The sequence below is a fragment of the Lishizhenia sp. genome (genome assembly GCF_033720595.1).
In the GTDB taxonomy this organism is placed as follows: domain Bacteria; phylum Bacteroidota; class Bacteroidia; order Flavobacteriales_D; family Crocinitomicaceae; genus Lishizhenia.
This window is the reverse complement of record NZ_JAWWCF010000072.1, coordinates 1-12,963: the sequence shown is the minus strand read 5'-3', so window position 1 is coordinate 12,963 and position 12,963 is coordinate 1. Positions and strand designations below refer to the sequence as shown.

Below are 12,963 nucleotides of genomic sequence, written 5' to 3'. Positions count from 1 at the left end.
GAGTATCCCACAGAGCAAATAGAGGCTGTTGTTAATGCTGGTTTTCAAGTGGAGGTGCTTATAGAAGATGTTAGTGCTTTTTATGTTCAAAATAGTACGGCACCTTTAGCAAAGAATACTTCATGTGGCCAAAACGCTTTAGATACGATCACAAATCCCTCTAATTTTCATCAGGGGAGTTATGCGGGCTATCTTACCTACAATGAGTTTTTAGCTGAGCTTGATGAGATGTATGCGGCCTATCCTAATTTAATTACACAAAAAGCGGGAGTTGCTGCTAGTCCAGTAAATACAACATTAGAAGGAAGACCACTCTATATGGTTAAAATATCCGATAACCCAACTGTAGACGAAGCTGAACCAGAAGTCTTGTATACTTCAATACACCATGCAAGAGAGCCAGGTTCTCTTATCCAAAACATTTACTACATGTGGTATTTATTGGAGAATTATGGGACAAATCCAGAAATCACTTATTTGATCGATAATACAGAGCTCTATTTTATTCCTATGATAAATCCAGACGGTTATATCTACAATGAAACCACGAATCCAAATGGAGGTGGAATGCATAGAAAGAATAGAAGAAATGTTGGGACTTTCAACAAAGGAGTGGATTTAAACAGAAACTATAACTACCAATGGGGAACCACAGGGGTGGATTTGACAAATACAAATTCTGATGTGTATCCAGGAACAGGACCTTTTTCTGAGAATGAGACCCAAATCATGAAATGGTTCATTGAAAATCATTCTATAGAATTCGCCTTTAACGCACATACACATGGTGATTTGCTTTTATTTCCTATAGGTTCAACAGTTTCTGAGTTAGCGGTAGATCACGATTATTTTCAAAATTACAGTAGTCACATGGCTGAATTTAACGGTTATCAAGCGATGAAAAGTTCTGGACTCTATCCCGCCTCGGGAGATTCTGATGACTACATGTATAAAGATCATGGTGTTTTTGCGATGACCCCCGAAGTGAGTAACGGTTTTTGGGCGCCAGCGAGTCAAATTGAAGGTTTTTGTAAAGAAATGTTGCACCCGAATTTAACCATGGGATTATTGACGCATAAATATGCAACGATAGAAGATCAAAGCCCACTTTTTATAACGGCATCAGCGGGTAGTTTCGATTATGAAATGCGTCGTTTAGGGCTTGACAATGGAGCTATAGACGTGAGTGTACATGCAATACAAGGGATTCAAAGTGTTGGAAACGGAAATTCCCATGATATAGCCATCAATACGACAGCACAGGGTAGTGTTAGCTATCAGTTAGCATCCAATCTTCAATTGGGTGATGCCATTGTTTATGAGTATCATTTAGATTTTGGAGGATATGTAAAAAAAGTGCGTATTCAAAAGGTCTACGGAAGTGTGAATGTTGTTTTCCAAGACGCGGTTTCATCAAGTTCAAATACGAATTGGTTAGGCCTTTGGAGTCCATCGCAAACAGAGTTTTATTCTGCAGATTATTCCATGACAGACTCTCCGAATGGAAATTACCAAGATGATATCATCAATGAATTGGTATTGAATGATACGATTGACCTTACAGGTGCTGATCTTGCAAATATTTCGTTTTATGCCAAATGGGATATCGAAAAATCTTATGATTTTGTTCAATTTCAGGTGAGTACTGACTACGGAGCGTCTTGGCAAGCACAGTGTGGTTTGTATACTGTTCCAGGTTCTGATAATGGATCTATTCAACCTGTAGGTATGCCACTTTATGATGGTGTTCAAAGTGAATGGGTACAAGAATTTATTGACTTGTCGGATTATTTTGGGGAGAAAATCATGGTTAGATTTTTATTACAATCAGATACATATACAACAGGAGATGGTTTCTATTTTGATGATTTTAAAGTAAGTGTAAATTCAACCAATAGTTTAAGTAATCAAGAAGTAGATTATTTGCAGCTTTATCCCAACCCGACATCCGATAATTTAACATTGTCATTGGGGACATTGTTGAATGATGCCACATTTGCCTTGTACAATTTAGAAGGGAAATTGTTGCAAACCATTCCCGTGAATGCGCAAGATTTACAGCAAAATTTAGATGTTAGTAAATTGGCGAAAGGGATGTATATGCTAAAGTTAATTCAGGCTGATAAAGTATTGGCGCAAGAGAAATTCGTAAAACAATAAAGATGAAAAGGCAAGCTCTACTGTGGCTTTTTACCCTGCTTACTTCGGTGAGTAGTGGACAGGCTTTGTTGGAGCAAAAAGGATGCTTTGCCTTAGAATCAAGTGTCTTTATTAACCAAAATAATAAAAAGGCACTGGGCAATAGTTTAGGGGTTAGTTTGACTTTAGATTTCGATAGGGTTAGAGTAGGCGGACTCATGAATTTTGTCATGGTGAAAAAGCCAGATCAAATATTACGGGGTGCTTTTGCTCCAGCCTTTGAGTATGCATTAGGGTACAGAGTCTTTCAATGGTCGGATAATGATCTCCACTTTGGGATGCGGGGTGGAATTAGAACAGGTGTGTTTAATTTCGAAAACTATAACAACACAGGTTATATATACACGGTACCTGAACTGCAAAGTACGAGTTATTTAGGGCCGGCATTAAGTATAACACGTTATTATCATCCTCGATTTATACGCTCTGGATTTTTACAATTTAATTTCGAAGTGAATTATATGTTTGCCCTCAATGCATACAATTCTGATGAGCGGGTTTTTGATTACAAAATCAACAAGAAACAAGCTTTGTTGGGGAATGCTTTACACATAAAACTTCAGATAGGTTGGGGAAAAGACATCTGAGTAAATTGAGATTCTATCTTTAAAAGGACTGCTTAGCTCGGCTGAAATTAGTATTTTAGCGACCTCAAAGAAGAATTATTCAAATGGCACAAACAAAGTCAACAAAAACTTCAAAGAAAAAGATAAAAACATCAAAGGAGAACATCGCAAAAGGGTTCGAATTGATGTGTACTGCTAAAACATTGGCAGAGAAATACGAAGCAAATAAAGAGGTTACATCTAAATACGTTCACGCTACATCTCGTGGTCACGAAGCTATTCAATTAGCAATGGGTATGCAGCTAAAACCTCAAGACTGGGTAGCTCCATACTATAGAGACGACAGTATTCTTTTAGGAATTGGTATCACTCCTTACGAATTAATGTTACACATTTTCGCAAAGAAAGATGAGCCATTTTCTGGAGGTAGAACATATTACTCGCATCCATCTTTAAACAGAGATGATATGCCAAAAATTCCTCACCAATCTTCTGCAACTGGAATGCAAGCTATTCCAATGACAGGAGTTGCGATGGGAGTTCAATACAAAGAGAAACAAGGTTTAGCGGAAGATTACAAGGGAGAAAATCCAGTTGTAGTTTGTTCTTTAGGAGATGCTTCTTGTACAGAGGGTGAAGTTTCTGAAGCTTTCCAAATGGCTGCATTAAAGCAGTTCCCTATCATTTACTTAGTACAAGATAATGAGTGGGATATTTCAGCAAATTCTAAAGAAACAAGAGCGCAAGATATTACGCATTATGCGAAAGGTTTTAAAGGGATAGAAGTAAGAACTATTGATGGTACAGACTTCGAAGAATGTTACCAAACTGTTGAGGAGGTAATTTCAATTATCCGTAAAGAAAGAAGACCTTTCATTATACACGCTAAAGTTCCATTATTAGGTCACCACACATCTGGTGTACGTAAAGAATGGTACAGAGATGATTTAGAAGAGTCTGCATTACGTGATCCATATCCAAAGATCAAAGAATTGGCGAGAGAAGCTGGTTTAAGCGAGGCAGATATCATCAATACTGAAGCGGATGTTAGAGCATTGGTAGATGAGGTGTATGAAAAAGCTGCTATGGCAGAAGATCCATCTCCAGAATCTGTTACAGATCATTACTTTGCTCCAACGCCAATCACAGAAGAAAAAGGAGAAAGAGAACCGAAAGGGAAAAAGAAAACTATCATGGTTGATAGTGCGTTGTTTGCCGTTAGAGAATTAATGGAGAAACACCCTGAGAGTTTGTTATACGGACAAGATGTTGGTGGTCGTTTAGGTGGTGTGTTTAGAGAAGCAGCTACTTTAGCGCAAACCTTTGGAGATGATAGAGTATTCAATACTCCTATCCAAGAGGCCTTCATTATTGGTTCTACAGTGGGTATGTCTGCAGTAGGTTTAAAACCTATCGTAGAGGTACAGTTCGCTGATTACATCTGGCCAGGTTTAAACCAGTTGTTTACAGAATTGTCTAGATCTTGCTACTTAAGTGGCGGAAAATGGCCAGTAAGTTCTATCATTAGAGTTCCTATTGGAGCTTATGGTTCTGGTGGACCTTACCACTCTTCAAGTGTAGAATCTGTATTGACAAACATACGTGGTATTAAAATCGCTTACCCATCTACTGGGGCAGATTTAAAAGGATTGATGAAAGCTGCTTTCTACGATCCAAACCCAGTAGTCTTGTTAGAGCACAAAGGTTTATACTGGTCTAAGATTCCTGGAACTGAAGGCGCAATGTCTATTGAACCAGATGAGGATTATGTAGTTCCTTTTGGAAAAGCACGTATCGTTACAGAAGCTACGGAAGAAGCGATTGCAAATGGTGAATCTTGTGCTGTGGTAACTTACGGTAGAGGTGTTTACTGGACATTAGAAGCGGCTAAACAATACGAAGGTAGAGTAGAGATCATTGACTTGAGAACCTTGAGTCCTTTAGATATGGATACAATTTACGCTGCAGCGAAACGTCACAACAAAATGATGTTAGTTACAGAAGAGTCTGTAGAAGCTAGTTTCACTTTAGGATTAGCAGGAAGAATCCAAAGAGAGTGTTTCGAACATTTGGATGCTCCAGTTGGACTTTGTGGATCTATAGATACACCAGCGATTCCATTGAACTCAACTTTAGAAGCGACTTTATTACCAAACGCGGAAAAAGTAGAAGTAGAATTAACAAAATTGTTGAAGTACTAAGCTTTAGCATATCAAATATTGAAAGGGCTATCTCAGATGAGGTGGCCCTTTTTTGATTTAAGGATTTGAAAATTCAACGATTCAAGAACTCAATGATTGGTTGCAATGAAGACGATTATTTTTTCTTCAACTAAAATGTATAAGGTTCTCGAGCGGCAGTCGAGAGACAAACCCTCAAACTATTTTACCCCCAAACTGCCTTCCGTGGTCCAATGAAAGTCGTCTTGTAGGTAAGGAGTGTGGCTAAAATCAATGACTTCGATTTCAAGGGTGTCTTGATTTTTTACCCAATAAATAGAAGTGCTATCAGAAAGGATGAGTTGAACAACATCTGTAGTTTTAAACCTTAATTTTGTGGGGGTTGCGTTCAAAACTTGAAAAGCATTACTCTCAAAAACTCCATCTTTTTCTTCTATGATAAAAGCGTCTGAATGGATGTGTATAAAGTAATTGTTCTCTCCAATCACTTCATAACTTTTGGCCCATTCTGGTCTGTCTTTCGTTGAACTTAAATGTTGGATGACTCCTTCTGAAATCAAAAAAAGGAGAAAAAATGAAATTACCCATTTGTTGAGTTGATGCGGCGAAGATTCCTTGTCTAAAACAATAATTTCAGTTCTTGGCAAAAGAAGATTTTGTAAGTTTTTATAGTAGGCTCCCCAAGCATAAATACTTTGTGCAAGTAAATAAAGGGAGAGAATTTTTACGTTTATATCAAAACTGAAATTGAGTAAAACAACGAAAAGAAGGGAGGTAGTACAGACTAAAAGTCCGAGTTTTCTGGTGTAGGTGTTTAATATAAAGAGTCCACCAATAATTTCCACACCTCCTGTTACGTAGTTAAAAAGTTCAGAACTTTGTAGAGTAGCCCAAAGTAACAAGTCTTTGGAGAAGTCTTTTAGTTCCTTATGCAGCAGATTTCCTTCTACAATGTTAAATTGTCCGCCAATGAGTTTATCCAATCCATATTTTACCATGAAAAAAGAGAGGATAAGTAGATTGATTTTGTAAAGAAAAGTGAGTGTTTTTTCAAGTTTGGACGTGTCTATTCTGAGCTTTGTCAAAAAGTAAAAGAGGATAATACTCAAAACGAAAATTAAAGCGAGGGATAAGTACTGGAGTGCGCCATCTGAGAGAAATTGGGAAGAGTAGTTCAATTGAAGTAGTTCCGCGACATACTTCAGAAATCTCGAGTAAATAGGGTAGAAAAGCCCCTCCCTTAAATTGAAAGTCCAATAAGGGAAGGGAAGCACTACAAAATAAAGAAGTAAGAAAAGGCCGGTGAAGATTTTAGACTTCATGCTGTTTTAACTTGATGAAGGGAAGAAATGCCAATAGAAAAAGACCATAGTACCAAGGAATGCTGCTTTTCTTGGGTTGTTGACTTCTTTGCTTTCTTTCGTTTTCATACTGATCGAAATTTACCATAACATGACCGCCTAACATTTTTTCATTGATTTCATCAGTACTAGCTTCATAATTTTTAATGAAGTCAATGTCACAAAGCGTATCTAAATAATTTGAATTGATTTTGTATTTCTTGTGTGCAATAATACAACCTCGTTGATAGTATTCTAAAGTGTCGTACATACTTACAGGTTCAAAATCACTGGGTATTCCAAAGTTGTGAAGCTTGGCGGAGCTACTTTCTTGGTAAGATAAATGATGTTTTTCTAGATTGATTTTTGCTGTTTGTGCATGCGTACTTACGAAAAGCAAAGTACTTAATGCGAGAAATATTGATTTCATAATTTTTGTGTTTTGCAACGGTACACTTCTGTTGTAAAAAGGTTCAATTGTAGATATTAACATGTTGAAGCGTAAAACCTTTTAGAATTGTTGATAAAGCGCGGTGAATAGGGCTTAACTTTATACTTGAAATTCCATTTTGGAGTAAACTCGGGTTATGAAATTAGAACGCAAATACAGCCTGCAAGAAATCGCAGCAATCATTGATTGTAAGTTTATAGGAGATCCCAACCATGTAGTTGAAGGATTGAATGAAATCCACAGAGTAGTGGAGGGAGATATTGTATTTGTTGACCACCCCAAGTATTACAAAAAAGCGGTAAACAGTGCCGCTACTACAATTTTAATTGATCAGGAAGTTGATTTTCCAGAAGGAAAAGCCTTGTTGATTTCAGATGCACCCTTCGATGATTTTAATCGTTTAACAAAGCATTTTAGACCTTTTCAAGCGCAATCAGGTGAGATTTCTTCAGGGAGTGATATTCACGAGAGTGTAATTCTTTACCCCAATGTTTTTGTAGGGAAGAATGTACAAATCGGAGCCGGATCCATTATCTATCCCGGTGCTGTTATCATGGATAATACACGCATAGATGAAAATGTAATCGTAGGTCCTAATTCTGTTGTGGGGCATTCTGCTTTTTATTACAAAAAGAAAGGTGAAGCATACGATAGGATGCATACCTGCGGTGGTGTTTGGTTACAGTCTAATGTAGAGTTAGGTGCCATGTGTACTATAGATGCAGGAGTTTCTTCTCTCACAATAATTGGTGAGGGATCTAAATTGGATAATCAAGTACATATTGGTCATGATACTGAAATAGGAAAACACTGCTTGTTCGCTGCAAATGTAGGAATAGCGGGTTGTGTGAATATAGAGGATAAGGTAACGATTTGGGGACAAGTTGGTTGTGCAAGCGATGTTACCATAGGTGAAGGAGCTGTGATAATGGCACAATCTGGAATCTCCAAAAGTTTGGAAGGTGGTAAATCGTATTTTGGTTCTCCTTGTCAAGAATTAAGAGTGGTATATAGAGAAATGGCAGCGGTAAGACGCTTACCTGAAATCATAGAGAATTTATGATAGAAGATGAGATATTCCATAGGTTAGAAGACGAGCTTTTATTGAAAGATATTAAGCTCAATTCGCTGTTGGAGATCACCAAGAGTATCAACGATAATTTATCGGTGGAAAGCTTGGTGAGTATCTACACTTTTATACTCAAAGAACAACTCGGTTTTCAACGCTTTGTGATGTTTAATAAAGACGAACAATGGAAGTGTTTGATCAAAGAAGGTTACAAAGGACGAGTGAAAGACGTGGATGTAGAAGAAGACCTTCTCCGTTTCAAAGAGATTACAGTAATCGAATCCAGTCACATTAAAGTGATCAATGATTTTGATTTTATCGTTCCTATTATTCAAGGAAACCATGCGTTGGCTTTTCTACTGATTTCGGGGGTAGAAGACCATGCCTTAAAACCAACTTCAACTTTAGCGAATTTGTCTTTTATACAGACTTTGACCAATATTATTGCGGTGGCGATAGAAAACAAGCGTTTGGCGAAAGAAGAATTAAAACAAGAACGTATACGCAAAGATTTAGAAGTGGCTAGAGAGATGCAACGTTTGTTATTTCCATCACATTTGCCATCAGATAAACGTATAGATCTTGCCGCTACCTATAAATCACGACATGAAGTAGGGGGAGATTATTATGATTTCATTCGTATTTCTGATGATGAATTCATTGTATGTATAGGAGATGTTTCTGGAAAGGGAATTGGAGCAGCTATGCTGATGGCAAGTTTCCAGGCGACATTAAGAACCCTAATTTCCTTGGGTAAATTAGATTTAAAATACCTCATTCATGCTTTAAATGAAAAGGTAATGCAAGGGGCTAAAGGGGAGAAATTTATCACCTTCTTTATCGGTCGTTACAATTCTATTACTCGTAAATTTACCTATATCAACGCGGGGCACAATCATCCTTTTATTACAAATGGTCGAACGTCTAAATCTTTAGATAAGGGATGTATAGGTCTTGGAATGTTGGATGAGATTCCTTTCTTAGAACAAGATGAAGTTGAGATAACCTCTAATTCTACGCTTGTATTATACACGGATGGAGTAGTTGAGTTAGAAAATGAAGAAGGAGAGTTTTTTGAAACGGAAAGGTTGAAAAAGTTGATACGTAATTATTATCCCTTGAACATGGAAGACTTGAATAATCTACTCTTTTCGAAGTTGGATGAATGGAGAGGTAAAAAGGATTATGTAGATGATACCGCGATCTTTAGTTGTCGAATTTTTTAGAACAAAAAGACTTCAATTTCATAAGAACTATCAACAGCTGGAATCAACACCCAATTCATAGTAGTTACGTAGAAATCACACCCTTCATCGCATTCGTTAATGGTAATGGAGTAATTGATAAAATTCCCCATATCGTCTTTCTGAACATCGCGCAAAAAAGTAGTTGAACATAAGGTGCTAGTACGTGTCCCAATAAGAGAGTAGGTGCCAAAATCAATAGCTTGAAAGGTGTCTCCACCGTCAAAACTTACGCTACAATTTCCGTAATCCTCATTCATGTCTTGTGAACGAATAATTACGCCTTCTCCGTCATCCAAAGGAGATTGAAGATTGCTTGATTTGATGAGTACATCCTCAACAATAAGTCCTGTATTTTCATTTTCTGGTAAATCACATGTTTTAGAACATGCACTAAGAAATAGAAGTAGAAGCGGGAAGTAGCGCAGTATTGTTTTCATCTTAAACCTTTTTTCTAAGTTCAAAGTTTTGACCAAGATACACTTTTCTAACCTTTTCATCTTCAGCTAATTCTTCAGCTGTTCCAGATTTTAAGATTTGCCCTTCGAATAACAAATAAGCTCTGTCTGTAATAGAAAGCGTCTCTTGAACGTTGTGATCGGTAATCAAGATACCAATATTTCTGTTCTTCAGATCAGCTACGATACTTTGAATATCTTCTACAGCAATTGGGTCAACTCCTGCAAATGGTTCGTCCAATAAAACGAATTTCGGGTCCGTTGCCAAGGCTCTAGCAATTTCTGTTCTTCGCTTTTCTCCACCAGAAAGTCGAGACCCTAAGTTTTTCCTAACGTGTCCGAGGCTGAATTCTTCAATCAATTGTTCCAATTTGGCATGACGTTCAGCTTTATTCAAAGCTGTCATTTCCAAAATAGCCATAATGTTGTCTTCAACACTTAGCTTTCTAAATACTGAAACTTCCTGCGGTAAATAACCGATACCTAATTGAGAACGCTTATACATAGGCATTTTGGTAATTTCATCTGCATCAAGAAATACTTTTCCTTCGTCAGGCTTAACCAAACCTACAATCATGTAAAATGAAGTTGTTTTTCCCGCACCGTTTGGGCCTAATAAACCAACAATTTCTCCTTGGTTTACCTCTATACTTACCCCTTTCACTACTTTTCTTCCTTTGTAGCTTTTCTTAATCTCCTGCGTTCTTAACTTCATCAGCTCTTTGTTGCGTATTGCTATCTCACAAATTTAATTTTCTCCTTTAAAAACTGAAAACAAATCGTGCTCTTATCGTAAAGGGTGACCTACCGTCGGTTAAATGAGTTAACCTCCAGATGGCATCTATTCTACCAAATTTCAAAATATTTTCTATTCCTATTCCCGTTTCAACGTAAGGTATGTTTCCAAACATTTTGGTATTGGGAGGAAGTATCATTTCTTTTATGTGCTGTTGAGAAATACTACCGTAAACTCCTCTAGCACTGGTAACCATACGCCATTTAAAACTTCTGATTAATGGAATTCTGTCTAAAATAAATCCATCCCAATGGTGCTCTAAGTGCATCCCTACATACTTATCAGAGATAAACTCAAAGAAGTCCATTTTATTGTAAGCTTCTGTTTGTAGCCATAGAGATTGACTCCCTTCGTGTACTTTAAGGAAAGGGTATGCGGCATTTCCTTCAATGATTCCCGCATAAATGTTGTAATTCAATTTACCGAATAGACCTATTTTAGGACTGTGTAGGATTTGACCTTCAAACTTTTGGTAGTTGTAATCAGCTCCTAGAATTCCTCTAACACCTACTACCGTCTGGAAAGATAGAATTGGCCATTTAGAACCTAAGGAAGTTCTATCAAAGGAACCCGATAAGAATTCCTCATTTTTACCATACCTCACTTTAATCGTGAATTCAGTAGTTTGAAGTCGGTTTATGGTTTCTATTCCACTGGGTGTATTTCGCTGGTATATTGCTTTTCCTAAAGGTGTAAACTCCTTCCATTCGGTTCCAAAAGTTAAAATAAGGTCCTTTTTAACATCCTTCTCTAATTTTATCCCCGTACGTTCAACGAAGGTTAGTTTGTCTAAAGGAGCGGTTCTTAATAGTGCTCCAAAGGTAGCTCCAACATCTGCAGCGCTCGGCGCTAAACCGATTTGCTCTATATCATAATTGTAGTAGAGAGAAAGTATTCCTCGTTTTTTAGGGGTGATGTTGTACCTAACTTTACCGCCGTATTTAAATCGTTGGTCTCTAAATCCATAGGCTAATTTCCCGCTGAACTCAATACGTTTACTGAAATTGTTAGAGGTTCTAAGTTGAAGTTGATTTCTAATTCCTTCAACAGGGTTGTAGCCAATTAAACTTTGGTAGTTACCGATTTCAATTTTTTTCCAAGGATAAAACCCCGTGGTAAGCATGTAGGTTGTATTCTTAACCGCATTAAAGAAACGAGTGTTGTTCAGAGAGTCTACCATTACTTGTATTCCTTCTTCTGTTTCACTCAAAGGTTCATGTCTGTTCTCCTTCCAAAAAGCTTCGGATTTTTCAGTGGCATCATCAGCAACTTCTACGTTATCATTGGATTTATAAAAGTCTAAATCATGTGGTTTGTTAATCACGAATTTCTTACGCGTAGTAAGTTTTCTTCCATAAAAACCAACAATTTGAGACTTCTTTGTAACGTTGAAATCAATCACTAATTTATCGCGGGTTAACATCCAAACTTCTTTTTCTACTTGATCGAACTCTTGCTCTATGTAGAAGTCTTTAATAAAATTGATGTTGGCTTTCTCGGCTACTGTGGCTTGCCATGATTTTACAGCATAGGTTGTGTCATGTACCCACATTTCTCCCACAAAACTCAGATCACCTCTAGTTTTGGGTCTAAAACTCAATTTATAACACCAATTTCCATCTATCGTGGCACTATCTTCTAAAATGAAGTAATAGAAACTTCGTGCGAATCCAGCTATTGGGCTAATAAATGATTTGTCGAAAATGGTAATGTAATTGTCGTAAACATTGATGTCTTGGTACATTTCACCTGTGAACTGACTCAATTCTAAATTGTCTACCCCCGTAACACGCGAGGCAATCATAACTTCTTTTTTACGGCTGGGATTCGTGCGGTAATAAAAGTTAGAGAAAGACTCAGACATAATCATAGGAAGTATTTTTCCTGAAGTATCACTGTCGAGGTAATCCGCCAAAACATCTAGTTTTTGAATTACTTTTCTTTGTTCAAAATCTTCCCCTAAGTTGTTTAAATCTAATTGTATTTTGTTGTAGGATTCAAACTCGTAAGCTTCTAATTTCTCTTTGTTGTTAATCTTTTTATTGCGTACAATTTTCTTGTGTAGGATAGTGGAAGGTGCTTCATCAGGAGGAAGGATTTGTACCTCTTCCATGTCCAGAATTACCGGTGATAAGGCGATATTGAAAGTCTGTTCTTCCTCCAAGTCTGTATCTACATAAAGCGTGTAGGTTTGATAGCCTGAAGCTCTGATGACTAAAGAATCGGAAACGTAATAACTTTCGAGAGAGAAGTTTCCATCGAAATCTGTGGTTGTACCAGTTTTAGTATCCTGGAAAAATACTTTTGCCAGTGGGATAGCCTCTTTCGTTTCTTCATCGAAAACCTTTCCTCTTACTTTGGTGGTTTGTGAAAAAGCAAAAAGGACTAAACAACAATTAATGAGGATAAGTAGCGCTTTCATTTACAGGGTTAAAGTTAATGCTTTCCCCAATAAATAGTATCCCTAGAGGCTTATAAATTAACTAAAAATTAATTTTGCTTATTATTCTTTACGCTTGATTGATTAATTGTTCTTTTTCAACTCTTTTAGAAAGGATAATACCTATTTCGTAAAGAATAAGTATTGGAATAGAAACAATGATTTGACTAATGAAATCTGGAGGAGTGATGATAGCACTTAAGACCAAAACTCCCACTAT

Annotated in this window: 10 protein-coding genes and 1 pseudogene; 5 read left to right on the top strand and 6 right to left on the bottom strand. The window is 37.1% G+C overall.

All coding sequences use genetic code 11. The features are described 5' to 3' along the window. The 3 genes from R3333_RS06905 to R3333_RS06895 all read left to right on the top strand — a co-directional run. Nucleotides 1-2,160: M14 family zinc carboxypeptidase (locus tag R3333_RS06905; RefSeq protein WP_318958057.1), on the top strand; the 2,160-nt coding region annotated here is incomplete at its 5' end. 2 nt (nt 2,161-2,162) lie between these two features. After that, nucleotides 2,163-2,786: a hypothetical protein gene (locus tag R3333_RS06900; protein WP_318958056.1), complete on the top strand. Its 624-nt coding sequence runs from the start codon at nt 2,163-2,165 to the stop codon at nt 2,784-2,786. A gap of 83 nt (nt 2,787-2,869) precedes the next feature. Then, the gene (locus R3333_RS06895) at nt 2,870-4,966 is read left to right on the top strand and encodes a thiamine pyrophosphate-dependent enzyme (RefSeq protein WP_318958055.1); all 2,097 of its coding nucleotides are present in this window, start codon (nt 2,870-2,872) and stop codon (nt 4,964-4,966) included. A 179-nt stretch (nt 4,967-5,145) separates the two neighbouring features. Here the strand turns inward: R3333_RS06895 and R3333_RS06890 are convergent, their stop codons facing one another. Together R3333_RS06890 and R3333_RS06885 are read right to left on the bottom strand one after the other, a co-directional pair. Continuing rightward, complete coding sequence (locus R3333_RS06890; RefSeq protein ID WP_318958054.1) at nt 5,146-5,943, bottom strand: hypothetical protein; 798 nt, start codon at nt 5,941-5,943, stop codon at nt 5,146-5,148. 313 nt (nt 5,944-6,256) lie between these two features. Next, the gene (locus R3333_RS06885; RefSeq protein ID WP_318958053.1) at nt 6,257-6,715 is read right to left on the bottom strand and encodes a hypothetical protein; all 459 of its coding nucleotides are present in this window, start codon (nt 6,713-6,715) and stop codon (nt 6,257-6,259) included. A 157-nt stretch (nt 6,716-6,872) separates the two neighbouring features. Here R3333_RS06885 and R3333_RS06880 point away from each other — a divergent pair, with 157 nt between their 5' ends. After that, on the top strand, nt 6,873-7,799 hold the full coding sequence (locus R3333_RS06880) for an LpxD N-terminal domain-containing protein (RefSeq protein ID WP_318958052.1): 927 nt from the start codon (nt 6,873-6,875) through the stop codon (nt 7,797-7,799). Next, nucleotides 7,796-9,031 carry a GAF domain-containing SpoIIE family protein phosphatase gene (locus R3333_RS06875; protein WP_318958051.1) on the top strand — a complete coding sequence of 412 codons (1,236 nt, stop codon included), beginning with the start codon at nt 7,796-7,798 and terminating at the stop codon, nt 9,029-9,031. The genes R3333_RS06880 and R3333_RS06875 overlap by 4 nt, the downstream gene beginning before the upstream one ends. Here the strand turns inward: R3333_RS06875 and R3333_RS06870 are convergent. The 4 genes and pseudogenes from R3333_RS06870 to R3333_RS14665 form a co-directional block, all read right to left on the bottom strand. Further along, a complete protein-coding gene (locus R3333_RS06870) occupies nt 9,028-9,489 on the bottom strand; it encodes a hypothetical protein (RefSeq protein ID WP_318958050.1) in 462 nt (153 codons plus the stop codon). The two genes, R3333_RS06875 and R3333_RS06870, sit on opposite strands and share 4 nt — an antisense overlap. Nucleotide 9,490: 1 nt before the next feature. Next, nucleotides 9,491-10,222, bottom strand: a complete 732-nt coding sequence (gene lptB, locus R3333_RS06865; RefSeq protein ID WP_318958049.1) for an LPS export ABC transporter ATP-binding protein — start codon at nt 10,220-10,222, stop codon at nt 9,491-9,493. 46 nt (nt 10,223-10,268) lie between these two features. Beyond that, nucleotides 10,269-12,725: a DUF5686 and carboxypeptidase-like regulatory domain-containing protein gene (locus R3333_RS06860; protein ID WP_318958048.1), complete on the bottom strand. Its 2,457-nt coding sequence runs from the start codon at nt 12,723-12,725 to the stop codon at nt 10,269-10,271. An 88-nt stretch (nt 12,726-12,813) separates the two neighbouring features. Next, nucleotides 12,814-12,963 (bottom strand): annotated as a pseudogene (locus tag R3333_RS14665) (twin-arginine translocase subunit TatC); the annotation flags it as partial.

Coding starts and splice junctions, on each gene's coding strand:
- R3333_RS06900 (WP_318958056.1), top strand. CDS start 2,163: ATGAAAAGGCAAGCTCTACTGTGGCTTTTTACCCTGCTTACTTCGGTG.
- R3333_RS06895 (WP_318958055.1), top strand. CDS start 2,870: ATGGCACAAACAAAGTCAACAAAAACTTCAAAGAAAAAGATAAAAACA.
- R3333_RS06890 (WP_318958054.1), bottom strand. CDS start 5,943: ATGGTAAAATATGGATTGGATAAACTCATTGGCGGACAATTTAACATT.
- R3333_RS06885 (WP_318958053.1), bottom strand. CDS start 6,715: ATGAAATCAATATTTCTCGCATTAAGTACTTTGCTTTTCGTAAGTACG.
- R3333_RS06880 (WP_318958052.1), top strand. CDS start 6,873: ATGAAATTAGAACGCAAATACAGCCTGCAAGAAATCGCAGCAATCATT.
- R3333_RS06875 (WP_318958051.1), top strand. CDS start 7,796: ATGATAGAAGATGAGATATTCCATAGGTTAGAAGACGAGCTTTTATTG.
- R3333_RS06870 (WP_318958050.1), bottom strand. CDS start 9,489: ATGAAAACAATACTGCGCTACTTCCCGCTTCTACTTCTATTTCTTAGT.
- lptB (WP_318958049.1), bottom strand. CDS start 10,222: ATGAAGTTAAGAACGCAGGAGATTAAGAAAAGCTACAAAGGAAGAAAA.
- R3333_RS06860 (WP_318958048.1), bottom strand. CDS start 12,725: ATGAAAGCGCTACTTATCCTCATTAATTGTTGTTTAGTCCTTTTTGCT.